The following is a 22,541-nucleotide window of genomic DNA, read 5'->3' on the forward strand; positions in this document are numbered from 1 at the left end:
GTTTACAATTGGGTTCACTCGTTACAGCAATTCGTGATGAACATTCCTTTTGCAATCTATATTTTGTCACCCGCTATTGCTTCATATATCGTTCTGAAGAAGAATAACAAAATAGCGGATTTTAAGGAATGGTTGAAAACTGTTTTTTATTTTAAAAATAAAATTTTCCTCTATTTGTTCGTTGTTGCAGGGCTTGCACTGTATTTTTTGATACATATTGCAGTTTCAGGCCGTACGGAAATGGTGCTCCCATTTTATACGTTCTTCCTTTCTCTACCTGGGGGGCTTATTATCGGTGGCTTGGAAGAAGCTGGCTGGATGTACATATTGCAGCCTGAGCTTGACAAAGAATATGGCTTTGTTTTTTCTTCCATTTTTACAGGTATAGTTTGGATTTTTTGGCATATTCCTCTCTTTTTTATTCCGGGGACTAATCATGGAGAGGGACTCATTAACTTTTGGATGTTTGCAGTTCAACTCATGGCGTTTCGTTTTTTTAATGGAGCAATCTACAAAATATCAGGAAAAGGCTGTGTGTTTATGTGTGTATTATTCCATACCATGTTTAATGCAGCATCCCCCATCTTTGGCACCATGACTATGACTTGGTTAGGAACTGTTGTGGCAAATACTATGATTATTGTTGTTTCAATTGTAACTGTTGTGATGTACAACAAAAGTATAGTGTAATAGTACAACCCTGCATCCTTATACAAACTTTTCTTTGAAAATTGAATAGTACGGTGTTGGGAAATATGTTATAATATGGTCAAAGTAAGCGTGTTTAAATCAGTTGATAAAAAATAACGGGAGGTATTTTTATGGATTTTAGGATAATATCATTGCCACCATTCAAAGCAGCATCATCTGGGATAGATAAAGAATTTAACTTTTCCCCTGACGGTATTTTAGGAAAGTTCAATAAGTATTTTTCTGCAATTAATCTATGTGAACGAGATAGTTTTATGCCCAGAGACTTTTATGTTTTGATGAAGAAAAACAAGGCCTAGTATGGTGGTGGGCATTGAGTGATGATATGGATGATGGCAGTAACGAAATTGTTGATTTTGAAGGCGGGTACTATGTAACTTATTTCTTCGAAGATGGAGATGAAGAAACACGTGGTAAGTTATATAATCAAGCCTTGGAATATATTAAGAATTCTGATATTTTCGAACTGGATATCCGTCAAAATCATTATGGTATGGGACATATTATTACACCACCAGAGATTATAAAAGCACAAGGATGGGCACAAATGGAAGCGTTTATACCCATTAAATTAAAATCAACCTCCAACTTGTAATGAAAGTTACAGTGAAGTAATTGAAATGTAAAGCTGTAAAAGATATAAATAGCTCACTAAAAATAAAATCAAATATTTTATGAAAATACCGTACTATTCAAAACTGAATATACGGTATTTTTAGTTCGCAATATAATTAAAATCCAATTTATTATTTTATGAAAAATCAGCAAATATTGAGTTAACCATTTAATATAGTTTTTCTATTATTCTATAGATTCTATTAATCTTACAGAAGTTACCACTTTATTTAATTCGTATTCATTGTTGTTATTTAATACTTTAATTATATCTCCAGTTTCAAGTGCTGTTGACCAAAAATATCCGGGGTGATGTATTAACCTTACTTATAATTATTATAATATTCTCGCGCCAGAATACTAAAATAGAATTGATCAATACACTTATTGTAAATTGTTTAATGGAAATGTATATTTAAAAACACTAATCATATAATCTTTTTCTTGAAAATCTCCGCAATAATCAAATCCCGCTTTAGAATAATAGTTTTTTAATTTTACATTTCCAGCCCAACAGTCTAAATATAGTGTTTTTCTTAAATTTCTTGAAATCTTAAAGGCATAATTAACAATTTTAAGTCCTATATCTTTTCCTTGATACCCTGGTAATATTGCTATTCTGTAAAGATATAAATTATTGGGTTTGTTGATGTGAAGTACAGCATTAACATCCATGTCTTTTATAGAAAATGTTCCAACTATTAGCTTGTCTATTGTCATCATATAGATGTTTTTATTTTTTACGTCTATGTTTATTTCTTCAATATCCCAAGGATATGTCCATTGATTAATACTTTTTTGATGTAAGTTTAACGTTACTTTATTTAGTAACTCAACTATTATCCTTATATCATCTTCCTCTGCTAATCTAATTTCATATAACATTCTAATACCTCTTTTATATTTCATTTATAGGTGCAGACCTTTTTGCTTTTATTGCATAATCCTCAAGTAATCTGGCAATCTTTCCTCTATACTACAGTTCCTTCTTATTGAAAATTTAATATTAAAGTTATTTTTGATAAACTTTTGCATTTCCTAACAATGATAGGTTATAACCGTCAACAATTATTGCACTTTGTTGTTGTGTAGTATATACCATCTTTCCATTTTCTCTTATATATTTTTCAATACTTTTATTTTGTGAATCAGTATTTTTATAGTGTACTTCAACTGCAAAATTGTCTATACATCTTAGTCCTTTTTCATAAATAAACTCTGGATAATCTTTATCTGGAGAAATATAATACTGCGAGCATTGCATCATAGCACCAGCACTCCATCCCATTATTATTCCACTATGCTGTTCTACGGTATTAATCAATCCTAACTCCGATAGCCTACTCATTATTTTATCTGGGAATCCACCTGTAAAAAAAACTATATCCGCTGAATTAATTTTTGCTTTAGCACTTTCTGAATTGTCTGTAAAGTAATTAATCAATGTTATATTATTATCCTCTATTCCATAAGTGTAAAATGGAGCAGCTATATTTTTGTAATGCTCACCACTTATTTTATTATAGGATTTTTCCCACTCAGCCTCATTTTTTATCCAATCCTCATGAAAAGCAAAAGGAATCACACAAATTTTGTACTCAGGTCTAATTATATTCTTTAATGTTTTATATGCCCATGATTCGTTAAAATCTAATCCATCTAATAAAATATTCATAATACTCCCCCTCAATGAAACTTTTTAAAATTCATAATGCTTCACAATTTAATATAACTATTTTTATTTTCTGCTACAAACATGAATTCCATTATGCATTCCTTACTAAAGAGCCTGTAAATCCACTTCTTCTTTTGCCTTTTTTAATATAGAATTAATAAATTCATTCTTTGCATTTGTATATGAACCTCTATCATTAGTATACTTTGCAGCTAAATTCTTCTTTAGCCTTGAATATTCATCAACGGCTTCCTTATTTAGTCTAAGATAATCACGAAAATAGATATGATTTTTCCACAATTCTCCGTTAATTATTTCTATATGCAAATAATGAGTTCTTAAATCTTCCCTTCCTTTAGCAAACATTACACGACCTTCAATCCCTGCATTATCTCTAAATTGATATCCATTTGCTTCTAATAAGTTTCTATGCTTATCTACATCATCCAATGATTTAACTCCTACAGCAATATCTATAATTGGTTTTGAATCAAGTCCTTCTATTGATGTACTTCCTACATGTTGTATGTCTATAGCAGTTTTGCCTAACAAATGATACAATAGTTTTTCTTCTTCCTTATAAATCTCTTTCCAATTAAAGCTATATGGAACAATCTTAACGGTTCCCCTTGCTAATCCAATCATTTATTTAACCTCCTTAAAGAGATGCACTAAATATTCTAGTTTAATAGTTAAATATATCTATAGTTAAACTGGTTCATGTTTTTATATTTAAATAGGTCTCTATATGCATTTTTACCTATATTAGATAGTTAAGTATATACCTATATGTATTTTAAACTAGGTAAGGGTATAGTTTTTAAATTTTAATATCTTACATAACTTATAGACAATATATTGAATTTGTAAATTGATTAATCTAAAATAAGTTTGTTTCAATTCTACTATTTAGTTCAAATAGTGCAACTTTATTACTTTCCCAATATAACTTTTTAAAAATCTCTTGATATGTCCCCCAGAAATATTCAGTATGTTCTAATGATAATTCTATATGGTTATTGTTAATATTAACTGCAAAACAATATTCAGGTATTACAAATACATTCTTATCCCAATATTGTCTACATTTCTCTGATATGCAGTTAGCAGGCACATAAAATGTAGATACTAATTGATAAAATTTATTTAAACTTTCTATACCAGACTCTTCAAATGATTCTCTCTTTGCAGCCTCTAAAGGAGTTTCATCGTCTTCAGCTCCGCCAGCAATAAATTGCCAATAATCTCCATTGTTTCTCTTAAAAATACAATATAATGGGATTTCATTAACTAATTTATATGGTATTACTAATACCTGTATAGACGCTCTCATAATATACACTTCCCTTTTACATTTATTTGTATTTAACGAATAATAAATTACATTTTTTCATTTACAACCATAAATATAATATTTATTATAGCACGATTACAATAAAATGTATGTATATGAAAAAAGCACCTCCATAAAGAGATGCTCTAAAATAAATGGCTCTGATTTTTAATCAAAGCCATTAAATTCAATATTATGCTTATACTATTCGTCTTAATATCGCTTCTCATATTCTATAAGCATAATCCTCAAGATTCTTTTGAACTTCAAATCCTTCTGGCATTTTTTATGCTAACTCAATACTTTCAATGGTTATATTCCCCTTATTCCTTTTAGTCTTCATTAAGGGCAAAAAAGTTAAAGTTAATATATCCTCTACGGTAAAGTTAAAATTATTTTATTTTTCATTATTTTGTAGTAAACTATTCATAGTATAATTAATCCATAAATTGATTTTTTAGTATTTTTTTCTAATTTGAGTTATGATATTAATTATGAGGAGAGTAAGTAGATGAAAAAGAGAACAAAGATTATATTTAATGCAGAAGGAGAAAATTCAACTCAAAAGAAAGAACATGAGGAATCTATGGAAAGATGAAAAAAGGAAATACAAGAAGATAATAGATCAGATTGATTAACTTTAATATATATTGGGAGGTGTATCATGAATAAGATAGAAAATTTACTAAAAATTCGTAGAATTTCTTTGGCCTGCTTATTTTTATCTGTTCCTCTATGCTTTATAGGATGTTTTTTTCCTTTTATCTTATTTACAATTATTGGTATAAGTTTATTGCCAGTATTTATAGTATTATCTCTTTTGTTTTGGAAATGTCCTTATTGTAATTACAGGTTACCAATGAAATTTGACAAAGATAGTGATATTGATTTGGTATATCAATGTCCATATTGTAATAAGAAGTTTAATTGAAGTAAATATATATTTATAGACAATATCCAGATATGAAAGACAATATGTAAAATGAAATATAAAAACAAATGGAAGAGCAATCTTCCATTTGTTTTTTACCCCTAATATAAATTAAAATTTAAATATCTAGTCACTTTATGCCTCAATATTGTACTTTCCTAAGGCTGATTGTAAAATAAAATTCTATAAACTACAATAGTCTTTATTAGGAATTCTATTAAGAAGAGTGCTCATAAAATTCCATTCTAACAAATTCTCCATAACCAAGGGGCGTATCTTTCCTATAAGTATCTACTACATTAAACCCTGCACTTTTATAACATTTAATCGCCCTTTCATTGAAAGACCGAACTTCTAAAGCAATCTTTTTATCTGTATATATCTTCTTGCATTGTTCTTTTACTATTTCCATTAAGACCTTTCCTAATCCTTGTCCACATAGAGATGGTTTTAAACCAATTCCAATAAAAACACACTCATTTTTATCCAGTAACCTTATGTATCCACATAAGCAATTGCAATCATCAATCACAGCATTAAATTCACTCTTTCTCTTTTCTTCTATTGTAATCCCCCATTTTTCATTAGATACTTTATCCCATCCTGGATAATTATATATAGAATATATATCGTCATATTTCCAATCGCAAACTTCTTTTGCATATAGCTCTGTAAGACCTGCCAATCTCAAATTCATTTCGTACACCTCTAGAAAATTTTCCATTTACATTACAATATGATACTTTCATGAATAAATTCACCACATCCACCACAAGGTGTCATATTTAATTACTTCACAACATTTTACAATTTCTGATTTACAATCATAATTATATATACTTAGCAACTTTTGAAGCCACAAAATAGAATTTATCATAATATTATTTCACATGTTCTTACTTATTTTACACTATTGCTATTTACTCTCTGGTTTCGTGATTAACTCTATTGCTTTTTCTATAACCTCATCCTTACCCTCTGCAATTCCTTTCACAGTTTGTTTTACAGTTATGTCAGGTTTAAGACCTATTCTTTGTGTCTGGCTTCCATCCATATATGTTACTGCTAGCCCTGATATAGATGTCTGTATACACCCTGGAAGTGTAATGTCCATAATATTACCATTAGCTCCTGCAGAAGGAGTTCCTATTACCGTTGCATTTGGTGCATCCATAAAAGACATAACCATTGTCTCCAAGACGCTTTGTGTACATTCATTCATCAGTATTATTACCTTCCCATTATACTGATATCTATCTTTTACTTTTCCTAATGAGGTTCTAATAATGCCGTTATCAAATATTTTGCTAAATGTAGTTGAATCTATACCTTTGTCCAATTGTTCCGCTATGAATCCTCTTCCTGAACTATTACTGGTTGATTTGATAAATTTCCCTGGTTCGAAACTATTACTTGAATAAAATTGTTGATATTCAGAAACTTCAGGTTTTATATATTCCCCTATAGGATAATTAATAAATTTTATATATTCACTCATTTTTGCATTATCGTATCGCACATCAATAATCAACCCTTCTGTCCCTTTAAATTTTTTCATTAATTTATCTAAATCTCCACTTTCAAGTGTACTTATATTAAGATAGCCTATTTTCTTGTCTACCATGAAGCCACTTTTCTCATCTTGCCCCAGTTTTTTTACATCATAATCACCATTATAATAGCATGGAACATTCAAGCTTAGCTTTTCACCATTTCTTATTACCTCTATTTCAGCTATTTCTTTTGTAGAACGCAAAAGGTAATAGTCAAAAGCATTTGTAAAACGATTTTTATCTGATACTGATATATATTTGTTGCACTCCTCTATTATTTTTTCTATAGAAGTTCCATCAATAGCTACCACAATATCCCCGACCTTTAAAGGTGATTTATCTTCCCTGCCAGCAATGACAATCTGACCATCTATATTAAATATTGATGCTTCTGCTTTGTATGCTCCAAAGTGTTGTGGTAACACCTTAAAGTTATCATTAAAACCTCCATGAGAGTCATGAATATATGTGGTAAGATTTGCAATAGATAATACATATGATTCCTTATCACTTTGAAGTGCTAACTCAGGAATCTTGTCATAAAGTACTTGATCCCAATCTTCATCCATGAGATTTTTATATGGATAGAAATATTCTATAATATTCCAATAACGAAACAGCCCTAGCAGTCTCATTCCTGTGTCTTCATAGTTAATAGAATTGTCCATAAAAGAATCTGAAGATACATTAACAATATCCCCTTCTTCAAAAACAGCATATCCATTGTCATTATCAGTTACTTTTACCTTTGATAAATTTTCAAGATAGTCAGCAAGGTTATTCCCAAGGACTTGTCTATTCTTTATCCATGAATATTCTACATCTAAGTATGCTTTCTCTTTTACTTGACGATATAGATCTTCCTGTTCTTTACTAAGTGTATTAACCTGAAATGGAAACTGGTTTAACCATGTAGCCATGATATCTCCAGCTTCTTCCTTGGTAGTTGCCTCAAGCACCTTTGGCATAACTCTAAATAATTCTGCATCCCAATTAATATTCCCTGCTGTAATCTCTGGATGACGATACTTAGCAAATCCCCAGACCTTTGCTAAAGTATGCAAATTCTTCTGTTGAACTTCACTTAATTTTTCTATTCTAACTCCACTATCTGATGCAAACTCTGTATCTTGGGATCTTTTAAGATTCATTTCTTCAGTTTTATCTGAACTAGTACAAGATACAAATGTTAGAACCATAACTATAAGTATAAAACTAATTACTACTTTTTTACTAAATACATTGATTTTAACTTCTCTTTTTTTCATACTTTCCACCTACATTCTTTAGTACTTAAAAATCTTTTTCAATAAGATTTTATCTTTGATAAAGTACAAATATATACAATATTGTCTATAATATTATAAATAGACCATAAAAACACTATATCACATAGTAACTAATGTGAAAACCATTTTTGGAATATATTATAATTTTTGTTAGGTGATTTGAAATATGATCACTTTAAAAAAGCAACAATTAACTTATCATTGATGAAAAATACTCTTTAATTATATGTCTATGTGTTTCAGCAATATTTAATTTTTCTAACTCTTGGTAAGTAAAATACTTTAATTCTTCCGATTCGTCACTGCATATCAATTCATGATTCTCTGTTAAATTTACTATATAAGCAGCAGATATTATTCTAACAATATTTCCATCTGGATATGCAGCGATTCTTGATGGGTCTGAAAACATTTTCCAAAAACCCAAAGACTCTTCTGATATTATAATTCCTGTTTCTTCATTAATTTCTCTAATTATTCCTTCTTCTAAACTTTCATCAATATTCAAACCTCCGCCTATTAGCGCCCAACGGTTACTATCTACTCTTTTTTCTAATAATATTTTATTATTAGACTTAATAATTGCACAGGCACCTATATGGTTTGGCTTATTAGGTTTTGGAGCATTTTCATTTTTATAATAAAATTTTGCTTCAATCATATTGTTCCATCCTCCAATATTTAAAATCTACAATGTTATGCAATATAACACAATTATTCATTTACAATCATAATTATAATACTTATCATAACATAATTTAAATAAATTACAATTTATTTACACTGGTTAATTTATTCTCCTAAATCACAAATTTGCATATTATTAGCTCCATTACACAAACTAAAGGTGAAAGGAGGTTGTGCTATGAAAAAGTTTACTGTTATATTGTTAATTTTAATTACATTGGTATTAAGTACTTTTACTTCTACACGTGTATTTGCTGAAAATATATTTACAGAGGGTGTTTATAAGGCGACTGATTTCAATATATCCCCAAATGAATCTTATCTAGTTCAAAATGTTTCAGCAAACGATAGTGTTTTTCTTACTCTTTATGATGAAAATCAAGTTATAATACAATCTATTCGTCTTGAACCTAAGTCTGCTAAGTATAATTTAATTCCTCTTAAGCCTGAATATAGAATTGTTATAGTTGGTAATGGTCAAATATTTATTGATAAAGGGACACAATAGGGTGTCCTTTTATTGTAATAATCATTTATTATTTGCTCCAAGTATATTATTCAGTTATTAATATGCAGTAAACTATGCTGAATGCTGAAGAGTTATAATATATTTTTTTCATTTGTAAGCATAACTCTTCTAGTAATTACAATGGTAACTACAAGACTAAGAATCAAGATCACTATAGTACCTTTAATTATAACATTGCTTCTAGTATTCCCCTTATTTCCTAACACTATCTTCCACATCCTCATCTATGTCCTTCTAATTTAGCCTTAATATATCCCATATATATCATTGATGAACTATCAGATATTTGAGGAATCTCAAATCTACATTTCTTATAGAAATCATAATTTTCTGGAGTAGTATGCACCCACCAATTTCCATGGGGTAACTTTTCTAAGCACAAGCCCACAAGTTTTTTACCTATGCCTTTTCCACGATATTCTTCTTTCACAGCCAGATCTTGGATTGTTGCTGTCATGACTCTATCTGATACAACCCTTACCATAGCTATCATCTCTTCCTTATCCCAGACAGTGAAAACCCATGATGAATTTTTAAAGCAGATTTCATACTTTTCATCTAGCCATAATGGTTGATTTGCAGACATCCAACCAACTTCATTGTACATTTTTTTAATGATATCCCCCTTAATCCCATCTGCACCTTCTCTAATAATCAATCCTTTATAATATTGATACATTAAATCCCCCCCTAAAATTAATTTGAACACAATTTCCTAAATTTTTTCATTTGCAATCATAAATATAATACCTATTATAACATTAGTACAATAAAATGTATGCAAATAAGCACCTCTATATAGAGATGCTCTAAAATAAATAGCTTTGATTTCAAATCAAAGCCATTTAATGATAAGTATACTTATTTTATAATAACTAGTTAAAAAATATAAGATCTAATTATTTTATACCTGCATCAATATGTACTTCACCGTCACCAACTATTACGATTTTATATTCAGATTTAAGAGAAACTAAATAATGTCTTGGTGATTTAGGTTCTAGATATAAGACTTGTGTTTTAATATTATTTTCATTAAAAACAATAACAGAAATACTATATGCTGATATATTTTGAACATGATAAGAACCATCTTTTGAATGATTAAAATCCGATACTTTATAAAAACCCTCTTTATACATATTTCGTGAAGATGCATAAGTTGTAATAGATGTACCAAATATAATAGTTACTAAAATTAGTAAGATCATAATAAATTTTTTCATATAATATCCACCTCTCAGTGATATTTTATGTATTATTAATAATAATATACAATTATTCACTTATATCATTTTGCACTATAAAATAGGAGCAATATAAAATGTACTCTATAAGGTGGACAAATTAAGAAGAAGGCAAGGCTTAGGTATTAACTAAACAACTTATGAAAAAATTCAAAATGAAAAGAGTGTCAATTATCCTAACTAATAATTATTATCGTTAGCTTTATGATTATCCTCTTTTTCTACCTAAGTAATAATAACCGTTTGATTTATTTCCATTCATAGTTGTATATACCACCTGATTTAAAATCAATTTATCAAATGGCTGCAAACATTGATCAATCCATTTTATATCGTGATGCCTAACTATAGCACCTTCAGGTAATTCAAATACACCATATTTTTGGTATTTATCTTGAAATAACTTATAACGTTCTATATTGCGTTCATCTGTGTTTAGTAAGAAATCATTAATATACAGAATCCCATTAGGTTTCAAAACACGCTCTATTTCTTTTAGCAATGCTGCCTGTTCTTTATCGTTAACAATACACGTTAGCACTGCAAATAAAATAACCGCATCACAACTTTCACTATCTAATTCAATATTATCTCCTTGCATTACCCTCAAATCTAAATGAGGATATTTTACATTGCCTCGTTGTATCATTTTCTCTGAGAAGTCAATTCCTATTAAATTGCTGTACCCTTCTAAATTTAGCTGTTCTAATGTTCTTCCATAACCACAACCCACATCTAGAATAATACCTTCCTTATTAACAAACTTAGCAAACTCTTCAAAGTGAAAAGGTGTTGTAAATTCTTTGTTTTCTGCGACTGTATTCCAATATTTCTTCTGTGTCATGACAAACCTCCTAGTTTCTTTTTATTGAATTATAATTTATGATGAAATATTATATAAATAACCTTTACTTAGTCTTATGTTATATAAGATTGTGTTTATAATGTCCTTAATGATTTGTTCCATTCAATATAAAAATCAACCATTGAATTATATCTTTTAGACCTATCAATATTTATGGATTTAATTACGATATCATATAGGTTTTTATTCAATTGCTTATTATTTATTAATTTTATTACCTAATTTAAGAAACTTTCAACTTAATGCAATTTATAATTGCAACTACTTTTCCATTAAGTATGCTGAACATGAAACACTAAAATCACATTGTTCATATAATTTTTTTGCACTAATGTTATCAACATCTACGTATAGCCTAATGCCTGTAGCATTCTTTTCTTGCCTTAATATCTCTGCTTTTTTCATTAATTCATAGGCAAACCCATTTCTGCGATATGAAGGATGAATCCATAATTCATCAACATAAACATGTCCAAAACCATTATATTTACCAACTTTAGGCATATAAATTAATGAAATCCAACCAACATATCGTCTTTCCACTTCAACCACATATATAAACAAATTAGGATTTGACAATTCATTTATAATACTTTGCTTAATTGCTTCTTTCAATGGTAATCTTTCACTACCGTTCATTCTCCAATATATCATATCATCAAATAATGAATAATTCCGTGCATCTATTTTCACAATTTTATAGTTCATACAATCACCCTCATATACAATATAATTAGTTATCTTTTTATCTAGTAAATCCATATTTTTTGACATTCTCATTAAAGCATTATTCACTCTTGCTTATATATCATTATCAGTCATCCTACAATTTGTCTAACATGCCTATTTTTATCTAATTATCTCTAATAATTCATTTAGGGAATTAATCTCAATAAAATTTTTGTTATTAATATGAGTATCATGTTTACGGTTTATAAAAACAGGTGTAAAACCAAATTTTTCAGCCCCTAGAACATCAGCTTCAAAGTTATCTCCAATGAAGTAAACTTGTTCCATTTCGATGGTAGTATCATACTTTTTAATATCATCAAATACAATTTTAAATAAATCTTTATGGGGCTTCCTTATCTTATAATCCGCACTGAAATGTATATTAGCAAAATATTTTTCTAAATCATATTGGTTAATGAATCTTTTCATTACATTCTCTTTAAATATGGAATTACTTAATAAATATACTGGGATTCCTAATAACTTAAGTTGCTCTAAGGTAGAAATAGTGTCATTAAACAATTCAGTAGTATTTATTTCAAGTGCACAATTAAATAAAATTTCTTCTAGGGGATAATTCACTTTAAAACCATATTTATTTTTAAAATCTAAAAGTTCATCTTCAAATGCCAGTTCTGAATTATCCTCGCTTCTTTTATCATAAAGTTCTTTCCAATATGTAGCTGCATAATCTAGAAATTCAGCTTTAACAGTGTCTTTTGATAAAATATTTTTATATAGATAAGATAAACCCGAATTAAAATCAAATTTAATATCATGAAGCAATGTGTCAAATAAATCAAAGACAATAGCTCTAACTTTAGCCATAAAACCCCTCCACAAATTATTATTTATCTAGCCTTGATAATATTTTTTGTATCCTAACCGTACAGTCAATCTTTCTATTAACATGGTCTCTCCATGAATTAGATAAAGGAAATTGAATATTATCCTTAACCAATTGTCCCATATCCCAAAATCCATCTTCTGATATATTGTCATTTACCCACTCAACAAAATATTGAAGCTTCGGTTTAGCACTTGTATAATTACTTAATAACTCATGTACATTTATATATCTGCTTGCAATTTTTGAGCAAAAGCTACTTGGAGGTATTTTGGAGCATCTATCATAAATATAATATATGCCATTTTGTGATTCCATTATATAATCTAAAAATTTCGATTCAATAGGACTAGACAACATTCCATTAAGTATAGACACAACATAAAAGTTTTCAAATCCCCACAGATACTTTTCTTTAGATGATTTGTGAATATCATAATATGCTTCTTTATAAGCATTATGGTTATATCCATCTTCTAAAAATGCGTGGGTAATAATTCTTGACCAATCTTTAGCTATTCCTCTAGCTAAATCATTAGTTGAATCAAATATTAATATCCATGTTGCTACAAACAATCTTGTCAACATAAACCAGTCATGTTTTTTCTCCTCACGGTCTCTTAAAGTCAATTCTCCATTTAAATATTTCTCCATATAAATAATCGCTCTCTGAATCACTTCATCATTCTTATCCAGGCCTAATATTAATAATCTTCTTAATGCTTGTTCTGTGGTAATTGATGATTGAGAAGATTGGCTCATACTATGAAACTGTCCCCATGACCCATCTTCCCATTGAAGTTGTATAATATCCTTAACCCATTTTGTTTGGATGACCATGTTTTTAGCAATTATTAGTTCTTCATTTTTACTATCTAGCTTTAACACATCACGCATTAAAAGATATCTAGGTATCGGGTCTAAATCGAAATTTAGAAGTTCCTCCACTTTTAGCATGCTTCAATCCTCCTTTTAGCTTCGTTGCTTAAATGCACTTGTATATATGCTTTTTGCACAACCATCGCTTTATGGTAACATATTCTATAAAATACCATAAATTCCTCTAAAGCAAAAGAAGTCTTGTTAGTAGAGTTTGAATTTTATAATGAACTAAAATAAGCTAAAATTAAACCATTAATAAGTTTTCAAATTATTCAATGTAAATTAATACCCCAATTATTCTCAAAACTATTACTGTAATAAATCCAATTATAATTAATCTATTTGCTACCTTAAGTTCTTCTAGCGTTTCCTTACTAACTATTTCTGTATCATCATGCCTCTTTAGTTTTTTAGATATCTTTATATGCTTTATATATCCCCAAAGTATTATACAATAAGGAATCAAAGAAAGTAGTTCTAGAATAACGGGAAATTCTCTTAATATATCTCTCAAATATATACCCCCTTATATGGTAGTGCGTAACAATTTATAATTATTCCTTCACATTCTTATTCATATACTTATTATAACACAATTTCAATAAAATGTATAAAAGCACCTCTATATAGAGATGCTTTAAAATAAACAGCTTTGATTTTTAATCAAAGCCATTAAAACCTGATCAATCTATGCCTCAAAATTGTATTTAACAAATGCAATGCCTTCAAGTTCACATGATGTGGACATACCATTTTTCTTATAAAAGGCTTTAGTTTTTTCTGTATTATCAGTCATCAGTACAATTTGTCTAATATGCTTATATTTATCTAATACTGATTGTAAAAGATAATTTCCTATGCCTTGTCTTTGATACTCTTCTTTTACTAAGATATCTTGTATATAGATAATAGAAGCATCATCACCAACAACCCTAATTAATCCAATCAACTCTTCCCCATCAAAAGCTCCAATATTGAATAAGGAATTTTTTACTGCCTTAAATAGTTTATCAGGTTTATCTGAATATACTGTCCACCCAACATTTTTATATAATTCTATCAATTGTTTTAATTCAAACGTTCCATTTTCTTTATATTTTATATTCATTTTTATTCTCCATTTCATATATATTTGAACTAGCTACTTTATGTGGAGAATTAATTTCTACCACTCACTAATAATTTCTTATTTTCCGTTTTAAGAAAATGACAACCATCAAAATTCCTTTAATTCAATAAAATCAACACCATTTTCACTTGCAATTCCTGCATACAACTTATTATTATCTTTACCTATAGACAAATAATGCCTTAAACATTCTTTAGCAGTAAAAGGCATTTCTCTATCTAAAACTTCATCCATATTAACCCACTCCAATATGCCTTCATCACATTCATTAATGTCTATTTCAGTGTTTTGTAGTTCAGTGAAATAGTAATAGTTTTGCCTAATCTCATTATTCTTCATACGAAGTGTAACATATTTTAAATCTACAGTTCCAATATCGTTTTCTGTAATACCTGTTTCTTCAAACAGTTCCCTTAAAACACATGCCTTTGGATTATTTAGTTCGCCTTTTTCAAAATGACCACCTATACCACACCAAGAAGGTTGCACAACTCTTGAACCAACTCTATAAAGCAGTAACATTTTATTTTTAAATATAATATAAATTGTAGTCATATTCCTTAACATATCTAAAACACCTCATTTAAGTTTCTTTTAGACTTTAAGTTCACTTTCTTATACCCCTATGCGAAACTTATTAATATAATTTCTTAATTATAGAAGATTACGAATTAATTAAACTTCTATATTTATTTTGCAGCCTCAATAATCCAGTCAACTATATAATTAAATCTTTCTGATGTAAGTGCATGACCACCTTCATATTGTTTAATACTAATTTGTTGCCCTGCATTACATTTTATATATTCCTTTTCTGCCTTTTTATAGATATCCATTGCATCTTTCGAGTATTTATCTTCTGTTGCTGATACAATTAGAAATTTAGTTGGGCAAATCTCGCATACTACATCGTCAATATCATAAACATAAAAACTCTCTGACTCCACCTTGCTTAAACAATTATTTTAAATTGTATACTTAAATATAAGTTCTCCATTAACATCCTTTTCATTTATATACTCAAATCCAATGCTTTTATATAAACTATAAGCTAATGTATTTTGCTCAACTATACTTAAGTAGATAGTATTAACATCATATTTTTTCGAAACTATATCAATAAGGTTGGTCATTGCAATTCTTCCAAATCCTTTTCCCTGGTATCTTTCATCTATCATTATTCTATCAATCCAAGTATCTTTATTAGGCCCAAAGGATCCGTACATTGCAAATCCAATTACTGCCTCCTTATGATATATAGCTACAGGATTCCATTGACTACAAGTTCTTGCTTCTTCTAAGCATTTATCTACAGTTTCAATAAATTTCTCTTGGTATGACTTTAATTTTATTTTCCTAACAATATTTTCATTAGTATTATCTATATTTTTAAAATATATATTATTCATATAATTACTTATCCCCCAAATTCAAAACATTTAAATTCATGCATCTTAACCAATGAATTACTTGATTAATCTTCTTTCTTATCTTAATTCAATCTGTTTATAATATTATTTTTCCTTCTTAAAAACAAAAGATTTGCATTCATCATTATATATGTTTTCCTTTAAAAATGTAAATCCACATTTTTTAGTATAAAATCTATGGTTTCTTATTGAATAATCCGGCGTTTCAACTGTCCATATCTTAGCATTTATATATTTTTGCTCTATGTCATTCCAAACTATAGTTCCAAGATGATGTCCTCTGTAATTTGGATCAATAAAGAGCATTTCCAAACTATATTCATTATTGGGCTTAATTCCAACTGTGTAAGCACCAACTGTATTTCCTTCATAAATAACTTTATAACTTTCAAAATCTGTGTGCTCATTGAGCCATTTAATCAAACTGCCATCATTATATCCTTTAGGTCCATCCTCTTTTATATCCGTGTGCATTGATGTATCTTCATTAAATGCAGAAGTCATGATTTTTGTTAATTCTTTATAGTCATCAGTATATATCTTTTGATACAAAATCTTATTATTCATTATAACTTCTCCTTCTTATTGTTTAGTACTTTGACACGTTTTTCCTACAATTATTCACTTATATTATAAACTTATTGTAACATAATTTCTATAAAGTGTATGTTTATGTACAAAAAGCATCCAATTAAAGAAAAGGTCATAAAATTAAGTGGCTACTTTTTTCTAGAAGCAACCACTTTTTAGTTTAAGTAAATGAAACTACCCTACCAACAGTTAAGATAAAAATTATAAATCCTGTCATTATAATGGTTATGGCTACTGTAAAGACTCCTCTAAATAATTGAAACCAGCTGATGGCTGCCGAAAATCCAAGTAGCCCTAGTAATAGTGTGATTATAGAAAGTATCATAACTATAACTAATGGATGCACTTGCAATAGATCCATTGTAAAGTTAATTACCTTATTTGATTCTATTGATAAAAAGAATAATATTACACATACCAATGATAAAATGAATGAGTAAATATTTAACTTTAATTTCATACTGAACCTCCTAGATATTCCATGGTAATGCAAGGTGCTTATATAGCACGCTGCAATAATCTATTATAATTTACAATTTTACCATATTGTAAGACCAATGGTATTAACTTAAATTTAAATTTCTATATACATTCAGTAAAACCTTATAAATAGAGTTTTTAGTTTCTCTGAAGCTTGCTAACAGAATTCTTCCCATCAGTGTTTCTGCCCATGTAAATTAGACCTTCAAAGTTGTTTTTTATAGCTATAGTTGCATGGCAGGGGAAGTGACCTTTGGTTATATCATAGCCATGGACTGCTTTGCATAGGGCAATAATACCCACTTGAATTAGGTCATCTATGTCATAGCCCTTTACACTTATAGCCACAGCTTGGCTAGATATAAAAGCCTTGAAATTTTTTATTAGCTCTTCAAGGGCAGTATCCTCCCCTGCTTTTGCCTTTGTCACCAATTCTTGAATTTTAGCATAATTATCCATAACAAAAATCCTTTCTCTTAGGCTATTTCCTCCTGTGTCCATGTGTCCATTTTTTCCCCTATATATACATATATAGTATATATATATATTATTTATATTATAAATATGCTCTAATAGAATATCATGGACATAATAGATACATAGGGAGTTAGCCCTTATTATTACTAGGTTTGAGGCGTGTCCTTAACTGTGTCTTTCCCTGTGTCTTTGGAATCAAGGATACAGCTTTTAAGTGTTTTCATAATTATTCTTTCTTATAAAGGCTCTTTGACATCCATAATTTTTACCAAATCTCAGCTTTCCTGTGCCCATGTCATAGGGTTCCCAATCCTCAAGGACACGGAGCACATCATTAATTTCTCTAGAATTCATAGGTTTCATGTACTTAGGATCTCCTTGTAATAGCTCCACCCATATATCCATGGCACATATTTTATCTCTTTTTTTAGTGGGTATTATATTTTCCTTAAAGTTAGTTCCATGAATATAACTTCTTCTAGCTGCCACATCAAGGTCCTCCCAATTTTCAGGAAGAGGCATTTCAAGGTATTCATGAATCAATCCCTCTATGGAACTTCTCTCTGTATGCTTCTCTTGGATTTTAACTGCTTGCTTTTCTAGTTCTAGCTCTAAGTATAACCCTTCTCCCATCTTCCAAAGCTCCACAGCTTCTGCCCAAATCTGGTGGATTTCAGCCTTTATATCATCTCTCCATAAATCCTTTTTAATTCTATGTTTCTCTACCATTACAGGCCAAAATCTTCTATTCCCTGTTTTATCCTTTAAGAAGTCCATTTCATTGGTGGTGCCAAAGAATACACACTGCCTTGGAAACTTTGTAACCCTCTTTCCATAGGCAACTCTATAGATATCTTCCCTCTTAGATATAAAGTGTTTTACTGCCTCTGTCTCTGCTTTTTTTGCAGCAGTAAGCTCTGCCATCTCTATAATCCAAGCATCTTGAAGTTGTTCATAGGCTTCTTTCCCTTGCACTGTGTTAAAGGAATCAGAGTACCAGTTTTGCCCTAGAAGGCTTAAAATATGACTCTTACCTACCCCTTGTTTTCCAACTAAAACCAGCATATAATCAAACTTCACTCCTGGATTAAAAATCCTAGCCACTCCAGCAACTAAAGCTTTTCTTGTAACCATTCTGTTATATTTAGTATCACTAGCTCCTAGATAATCTATAAATAGGTTGTCCACTCTTTTAACTCCATCCCACACTAAGGAATTAAAGTAATCTCTAATGGGATGAAACTTATTTTTCTCCTCTACAATTAAAAGACCATCATTAATCTTCATGGGACTAGTTATCCTATAAACCTTTTCTATATAATGCCTTAAAGATGAATCGTCACTGTCCTTCCACTGATCCCCTTCTTTTTTATTAAGAAACCTATGCCAGGGTAGATTACCCTTAATCATAGTTCTATGGGAAAATTCATTTAAAGCTATTTTACCCTTTAGATTTTCTTCCTTAGTTATTGGCTCCTTAAAATTCTCAGATGCCTTTTCTTTCTTAGCATCTTTTTCCTCACTTTCCCCCTTAACATCCTCTAACTTCCAAATCAGTCCCTCTTCCTTCTCCTTAGGTAATTCACCGTCAGCACCTAAAGCCTCAGACTCCTTCTCATCCAAAGCTTTAAAAAACTTAGCTGACAATGTTAAAACCTTGATAAGTTCCCTGCAATTAAAGTTCACATTAATATTAATATCCATAAATAAACCTCCTTCAAAAAAATACCCTCTATATATAAAGCCTTCGTAGCAATTAATTCGTAGCTATTTTTGAAAATTTCTTAAAGTTTTTTTAAAAGGATTATTATTTCCTTATATATGAGCTTAAGAATCCTTCTTATATTTCCCTCACTAACCCCTCTCTCTTTGGCAATGGACACAATGGTTTTCCTTTGAAAAAACACTAGGTAAATTAACTTTCTCTCATCGAAAGATAATTTACCTAGTGCTTTATAAAGACTCTCATTAATTAATATTTCTTCTACATTCTCAATAACTTCAATATCATTAGATCTAAATTGAAAACCATGCTCCTCCATTTCCTCAAGAGAATTGTGTTTACGTCTCTCCTTGCGATTATTATTATGAACCTGCCTTTCTATCTCCATGACAACTTTAATAAGCTCATCAGGGATATCTACCTTCTGAACTTCACCTGTAATAAATTCATACTTAATTTTCATATTCATCTCTCCTAGCTTCAAATTATTTTGAAACTTTTATGAAGCTATTCAAAGCCTAGGTGGAGATGCTTATAAAGGGATAAAAAAAGCCTTCCACAGTGAAAGGCTTTAAAAACTAACCCTAGATGGATTAAATTCTGTTAAAATAAAAAAATAGCCGATGACTGCTAATTTAGCAACCATCCGGCTATTCGGTAGTTAATCACTCCATTGCTCGGTATGTTTTATTATACTTTAACCTATATCTTAACTCATTGTATATGAAAATTCTATTTTTCTTAATTTAATATTATTTTTTACCCCCAGAAGTTTTCTACACTTATTACACTTTATCTCTATAATTCCAACGTAGCTATTTTCCACATCGAATAATCTATTATTGCAAATTGGGCATCTCACCTGAATCAATTACATCTAATCCCCCTCTCTATACTAATTTCCCCTTTAAATTACTTAATCATAATATAGATAATATATCATTTATCCGATGACTACCAGCTCTAGTACTCCACCTTTTTTAGAGTTGGAGTTAAGAGCTGGTACGTCCCTGGATAACGATTTCTAACCTTCAGAGAAGCAAAGAACTCTGTTTACCTACATTTCCCCTTAATATAACCTAACATATCCTTTTATTTATGTCTTTTCTACCAAATACTTTTATCATTAACCTGAATTCCATAAAAGTATAGTTACATTATATGACATTTTTAAGGGAAGGTCAAGGAATCATTTGAATTATTTTGAAAATTTATTGTTTTTATCCATAAAAGTGTTTTTCAAATATGTTGCTATATACGTGTATATATTTTACAATTAGTAGGAGTAACTGGATAGTTACAATAAAATTAAAGTATATAATATTTTAATTTTATTCTTTTAGGAGGTTATAGAATGGTAGTGGAGCCTTTAAATGATGTTATGTCTCATTTTAGATTTGTATTTTCCGCCTATGTAGTATTGTTTATAATTATAGTTTTGAATTTTTATAAATCCCTACATATTAGAAAGAATTTACAGAAAGATAATTCAGTTGGCAAGTTAATTCAAAGATTTGATTTGGTTATTGATATTTTTTGTGGATTAGCAATGGCTGCAGGTTTAATGTTTCAAGGGGTATTGGCAGATAATAATGCATTAGGGCACAATACTTGGTTTACGGCACTTTTAGTCATATCCATTGTGAGTTTTATCATTTTTGTATTAACTGTAATTGTGGTTAGGAAAGATAAAAAATAAGCATATTAAAATCAACTTTCACTTATTATTTATTTTCAGATGCCTTAATGGATGTAGAGATTAGAAGTTTGTGAGTATAAATAATTTAATGAAAATATATCTCTATAAGAATTATTTTAAAGGCATGGAGATCATAAGATGGTCCCATGCCTTAATTTTGATACAATAAATAATTTAATCCATTAATCGTTATAGGACATACTACCTGACAATTATTAGTGTTAGTAACATTTATTTATTTATCGTTACCTGTCTTTTTAAATCCTCTATCTCTTTATCCTTAAGATCTATTATCTTTTCATACTTTTGTTCCATTTCCATCAAGTTTTTACTTAGCATATTTATAAAGGATGCCATCTCATCGGAACTTCCTGCTATACGGTTAAATAGCAAAAGATTTAATTTTAAGACCTCTGGAATCTCTTTGTGAGAATATCTAAGTTGATGGTCAATCTCTCCATAGCCTTCTTCAAATATAGTTCTTACTTGAATTTCGGCTATAACCTTTTGATTAGTTGGGAAAAATTCTATAAGATAATGGACAGAACGGTATCCTGATTTTCTAGAATTAATTTGTATATTTAATTCTTCAAATATTTTTGTATCATCGCCTTCTCGAACATTAGCAGTTATCTCAACAACCTTCCAAGTTCCCAGAATATAATTATGTATATCTTCCCAGTCATCCTTGAATATATGTATGGCTCTAATACCTATCAAATCATTTATCTCTTCTTTATAGTTAGAAACAGAAAATTGAAAATCCTCTCCATACTTTGATTTTCTATCCTCTGTCTTTCTAATAATCTTTTCAATAAGCCTTTCAGAATCCTTTACTCTAGATTTTACCGTATGTATTTTCTTATGTGCCCTAAGTGTATTTGCTATAAATTCTGCTTGTGTCTCATAAGTCTCTTTATACATATTGAAATCCATATATATTTCTTCTAAAGTGTCCCAAACTATTCCACTCTTTATAATCTCTTCATTCTTAAGATGATATTTACTTAAAAAAGTTTCTTTATCTAAAATCATAAATCTTGCCACCTTCAGTTTTACTTATTTTGTCCATAATAAATATATTTTATGATATTTTAAACTTATTGTAACGCAAAA

At 29.3% G+C, this 22,541-nt stretch carries 32 protein-coding genes; 6 read left to right on the top strand and 26 right to left on the bottom strand.

Going from position 1 to position 22,541, the window contains the following annotated elements; all coding sequences use genetic code 11:
- The 3 genes from B2P65_RS00005 to B2P65_RS00015 all read left to right on the top strand — a co-directional run.
- The coding region (locus B2P65_RS00005; protein ID WP_346879363.1) for a CPBP family intramembrane glutamic endopeptidase at positions 1 to 690 on the top strand (690 nt) is incomplete at its 5' end.
- A 131-nt stretch (positions 691 to 821) separates the two neighbouring features.
- On the top strand, positions 822 to 1,010 hold the full coding sequence (locus tag B2P65_RS00010) for a hypothetical protein (protein ID WP_346879364.1): 189 nt from the start codon (positions 822 to 824) through the stop codon (positions 1,008 to 1,010).
- Between the two features lie 14 nt (positions 1,011 to 1,024).
- Positions 1,025 to 1,306 carry a hypothetical protein gene (locus tag B2P65_RS00015; RefSeq protein ID WP_346879365.1) on the top strand — a complete coding sequence of 94 codons (282 nt, stop codon included), beginning with the start codon at positions 1,025 to 1,027 and terminating at the stop codon, positions 1,304 to 1,306.
- A 404-nt stretch (positions 1,307 to 1,710) separates the two neighbouring features.
- Here the strand turns inward: B2P65_RS00015 and B2P65_RS00020 are convergent, their stop codons facing one another.
- From B2P65_RS00020 to B2P65_RS00035, 4 genes are all read right to left on the bottom strand, one after another.
- A complete protein-coding gene (locus tag B2P65_RS00020; RefSeq protein WP_346846811.1) occupies positions 1,711 to 2,211 on the bottom strand; it encodes a GNAT family N-acetyltransferase in 501 nt (166 codons plus the stop codon).
- 127 nt (positions 2,212 to 2,338) lie between these two features.
- Positions 2,339 to 3,001: a Type 1 glutamine amidotransferase-like domain-containing protein gene (locus B2P65_RS00025; RefSeq protein ID WP_346846810.1), complete on the bottom strand. Its 663-nt coding sequence runs from the start codon at positions 2,999 to 3,001 to the stop codon at positions 2,339 to 2,341.
- A 105-nt stretch (positions 3,002 to 3,106) separates the two neighbouring features.
- Positions 3,107 to 3,646, bottom strand: coding sequence for a GrpB family protein (locus B2P65_RS00030; RefSeq protein WP_346879366.1), 540 nt, complete (start codon positions 3,644 to 3,646; stop codon positions 3,107 to 3,109).
- A gap of 235 nt (positions 3,647 to 3,881) precedes the next feature.
- Positions 3,882 to 4,334, bottom strand: a complete 453-nt coding sequence (locus tag B2P65_RS00035; protein WP_346879367.1) for an NUDIX hydrolase — start codon at positions 4,332 to 4,334, stop codon at positions 3,882 to 3,884.
- Between the two features lie 664 nt (positions 4,335 to 4,998).
- Between B2P65_RS00035 and B2P65_RS00040 the strand changes: the two genes are divergently transcribed.
- Entirely contained in the window at positions 4,999 to 5,265 is a 267-nt protein-coding gene (locus tag B2P65_RS00040) for a hypothetical protein (protein WP_346879368.1), read from the top strand.
- A 217-nt stretch (positions 5,266 to 5,482) separates the two neighbouring features.
- Here the strand turns inward: B2P65_RS00040 and B2P65_RS00045 are convergent, their stop codons facing one another.
- The 3 genes from B2P65_RS00045 to B2P65_RS00055 all read right to left on the bottom strand — a co-directional run bounded on the left by B2P65_RS00045 (position 5,483) and on the right by B2P65_RS00055 (position 8,768).
- Entirely contained in the window at positions 5,483 to 5,962 is a 480-nt protein-coding gene (locus B2P65_RS00045; RefSeq protein ID WP_346846805.1) for a GNAT family N-acetyltransferase, read from the bottom strand.
- A 219-nt stretch (positions 5,963 to 6,181) separates the two neighbouring features.
- Positions 6,182 to 8,086: a S41 family peptidase gene (locus tag B2P65_RS00050; RefSeq protein ID WP_346879369.1), complete on the bottom strand. Its 1,905-nt coding sequence runs from the start codon at positions 8,084 to 8,086 to the stop codon at positions 6,182 to 6,184.
- 211 nt (positions 8,087 to 8,297) lie between these two features.
- Positions 8,298 to 8,768 carry an NUDIX domain-containing protein gene (locus B2P65_RS00055; protein WP_346879370.1) on the bottom strand — a complete coding sequence of 157 codons (471 nt, stop codon included), beginning with the start codon at positions 8,766 to 8,768 and terminating at the stop codon, positions 8,298 to 8,300.
- 204 nt (positions 8,769 to 8,972) lie between these two features.
- Here B2P65_RS00055 and B2P65_RS00060 point away from each other — a divergent pair, with 204 nt between their 5' ends.
- Entirely contained in the window at positions 8,973 to 9,302 is a 330-nt protein-coding gene (locus B2P65_RS00060) for a hypothetical protein (RefSeq protein WP_346879371.1), read from the top strand.
- Between the two features lie 92 nt (positions 9,303 to 9,394).
- On the opposite strand, the gene B2P65_RS00065 is transcribed toward B2P65_RS00060, so the two are convergent.
- From B2P65_RS00065 to B2P65_RS00150, 18 genes are all read right to left on the bottom strand, one after another.
- Positions 9,395 to 9,547 (bottom strand): hypothetical protein, encoded by a 153-nt coding sequence (locus tag B2P65_RS00065; protein WP_346879372.1) that lies wholly within the window; start codon positions 9,545 to 9,547, stop codon positions 9,395 to 9,397.
- On the bottom strand, positions 9,544 to 10,002 hold the full coding sequence (locus B2P65_RS00070) for a GNAT family N-acetyltransferase (RefSeq protein WP_346879373.1): 459 nt from the start codon (positions 10,000 to 10,002) through the stop codon (positions 9,544 to 9,546). Before B2P65_RS00070 ends, B2P65_RS00065 begins: the two co-directional genes overlap by 4 nt.
- A 220-nt stretch (positions 10,003 to 10,222) precedes the next feature.
- Complete coding sequence (locus B2P65_RS00075; protein WP_346876790.1) at positions 10,223 to 10,549, bottom strand: hypothetical protein; 327 nt, start codon at positions 10,547 to 10,549, stop codon at positions 10,223 to 10,225.
- A 229-nt stretch (positions 10,550 to 10,778) separates the two neighbouring features.
- Positions 10,779 to 11,414 (bottom strand): class I SAM-dependent methyltransferase, encoded by a 636-nt coding sequence (locus tag B2P65_RS00080; RefSeq protein ID WP_346876791.1) that lies wholly within the window; start codon positions 11,412 to 11,414, stop codon positions 10,779 to 10,781.
- Between the two features lie 282 nt (positions 11,415 to 11,696).
- Positions 11,697 to 12,143: a GNAT family N-acetyltransferase gene (locus B2P65_RS00085; protein ID WP_346879374.1), complete on the bottom strand. Its 447-nt coding sequence runs from the start codon at positions 12,141 to 12,143 to the stop codon at positions 11,697 to 11,699.
- Between the two features lie 141 nt (positions 12,144 to 12,284).
- Positions 12,285 to 12,995, bottom strand: a complete 711-nt coding sequence (locus B2P65_RS00090) for an HAD family hydrolase (protein WP_346879375.1) — start codon at positions 12,993 to 12,995, stop codon at positions 12,285 to 12,287.
- 19 nt (positions 12,996 to 13,014) lie between these two features.
- Positions 13,015 to 13,971, bottom strand: coding sequence for a hypothetical protein (locus B2P65_RS00095; protein WP_346879376.1), 957 nt, complete (start codon positions 13,969 to 13,971; stop codon positions 13,015 to 13,017).
- A 193-nt stretch (positions 13,972 to 14,164) separates the two neighbouring features.
- Positions 14,165 to 14,410: a hypothetical protein gene (locus B2P65_RS00100; RefSeq protein ID WP_346846792.1), complete on the bottom strand. Its 246-nt coding sequence runs from the start codon at positions 14,408 to 14,410 to the stop codon at positions 14,165 to 14,167.
- A 174-nt stretch (positions 14,411 to 14,584) separates the two neighbouring features.
- Positions 14,585 to 15,004 carry a GNAT family N-acetyltransferase gene (locus tag B2P65_RS00105; protein WP_346879377.1) on the bottom strand — a complete coding sequence of 140 codons (420 nt, stop codon included), beginning with the start codon at positions 15,002 to 15,004 and terminating at the stop codon, positions 14,585 to 14,587.
- 108 nt (positions 15,005 to 15,112) lie between these two features.
- Positions 15,113 to 15,592: an NUDIX domain-containing protein gene (locus B2P65_RS00110; protein WP_346879378.1), complete on the bottom strand. Its 480-nt coding sequence runs from the start codon at positions 15,590 to 15,592 to the stop codon at positions 15,113 to 15,115.
- Positions 15,593 to 15,714: 122 nt separating this feature from the next.
- The gene (locus B2P65_RS00115; protein WP_346879379.1) at positions 15,715 to 15,972 is read right to left on the bottom strand and encodes a hypothetical protein; all 258 of its coding nucleotides are present in this window, start codon (positions 15,970 to 15,972) and stop codon (positions 15,715 to 15,717) included.
- Between the two features lie 18 nt (positions 15,973 to 15,990).
- Positions 15,991 to 16,434 (bottom strand): GNAT family N-acetyltransferase, encoded by a 444-nt coding sequence (locus B2P65_RS00120; RefSeq protein WP_346879380.1) that lies wholly within the window; start codon positions 16,432 to 16,434, stop codon positions 15,991 to 15,993.
- Positions 16,435 to 16,539: 105 nt separating this feature from the next.
- A complete protein-coding gene (locus B2P65_RS00125; protein WP_346846787.1) occupies positions 16,540 to 17,022 on the bottom strand; it encodes a GNAT family N-acetyltransferase in 483 nt (160 codons plus the stop codon).
- A gap of 184 nt (positions 17,023 to 17,206) precedes the next feature.
- Positions 17,207 to 17,506 carry a hypothetical protein gene (locus tag B2P65_RS00130; RefSeq protein WP_346879381.1) on the bottom strand — a complete coding sequence of 100 codons (300 nt, stop codon included), beginning with the start codon at positions 17,504 to 17,506 and terminating at the stop codon, positions 17,207 to 17,209.
- A 158-nt stretch (positions 17,507 to 17,664) separates the two neighbouring features.
- On the bottom strand, positions 17,665 to 18,027 hold the full coding sequence (locus B2P65_RS00135; protein WP_346879382.1) for a sigma-70 family RNA polymerase sigma factor: 363 nt from the start codon (positions 18,025 to 18,027) through the stop codon (positions 17,665 to 17,667).
- A 186-nt stretch (positions 18,028 to 18,213) separates the two neighbouring features.
- Positions 18,214 to 19,707 (bottom strand): virulence-associated E family protein, encoded by a 1,494-nt coding sequence (locus tag B2P65_RS00140; RefSeq protein WP_346879383.1) that lies wholly within the window; start codon positions 19,705 to 19,707, stop codon positions 18,214 to 18,216.
- An 80-nt stretch (positions 19,708 to 19,787) separates the two neighbouring features.
- The gene (locus B2P65_RS00145; RefSeq protein ID WP_346846783.1) at positions 19,788 to 20,189 is read right to left on the bottom strand and encodes a sigma-70 family RNA polymerase sigma factor; all 402 of its coding nucleotides are present in this window, start codon (positions 20,187 to 20,189) and stop codon (positions 19,788 to 19,790) included.
- Between the two features lie 246 nt (positions 20,190 to 20,435).
- On the bottom strand, positions 20,436 to 20,597 hold the full coding sequence (locus B2P65_RS00150) for a hypothetical protein (RefSeq protein WP_346878976.1): 162 nt from the start codon (positions 20,595 to 20,597) through the stop codon (positions 20,436 to 20,438).
- Positions 20,598 to 21,080: 483 nt separating this feature from the next.
- Between B2P65_RS00150 and B2P65_RS00155 the strand changes: the two genes are divergently transcribed.
- A complete protein-coding gene (locus B2P65_RS00155; RefSeq protein ID WP_346878893.1) occupies positions 21,081 to 21,425 on the top strand; it encodes a hypothetical protein in 345 nt (114 codons plus the stop codon).
- A 231-nt stretch (positions 21,426 to 21,656) separates the two neighbouring features.
- Here B2P65_RS00155 and B2P65_RS00160 read toward each other — a convergent pair whose 3' ends face one another.
- Positions 21,657 to 22,460 carry a RelA/SpoT domain-containing protein gene (locus B2P65_RS00160; RefSeq protein ID WP_346879384.1) on the bottom strand — a complete coding sequence of 268 codons (804 nt, stop codon included), beginning with the start codon at positions 22,458 to 22,460 and terminating at the stop codon, positions 21,657 to 21,659.
- Positions 22,461 to 22,541: the final 81 nt, after the last annotated feature.

The sequence above is a fragment of the Clostridium sp. UBA3061 genome, assembly GCF_002367465.1.
Taxonomy (GTDB): domain Bacteria; phylum Bacillota; class Clostridia; order Clostridiales; family Clostridiaceae; genus Clostridium_J; species Clostridium_J sulfidigenes.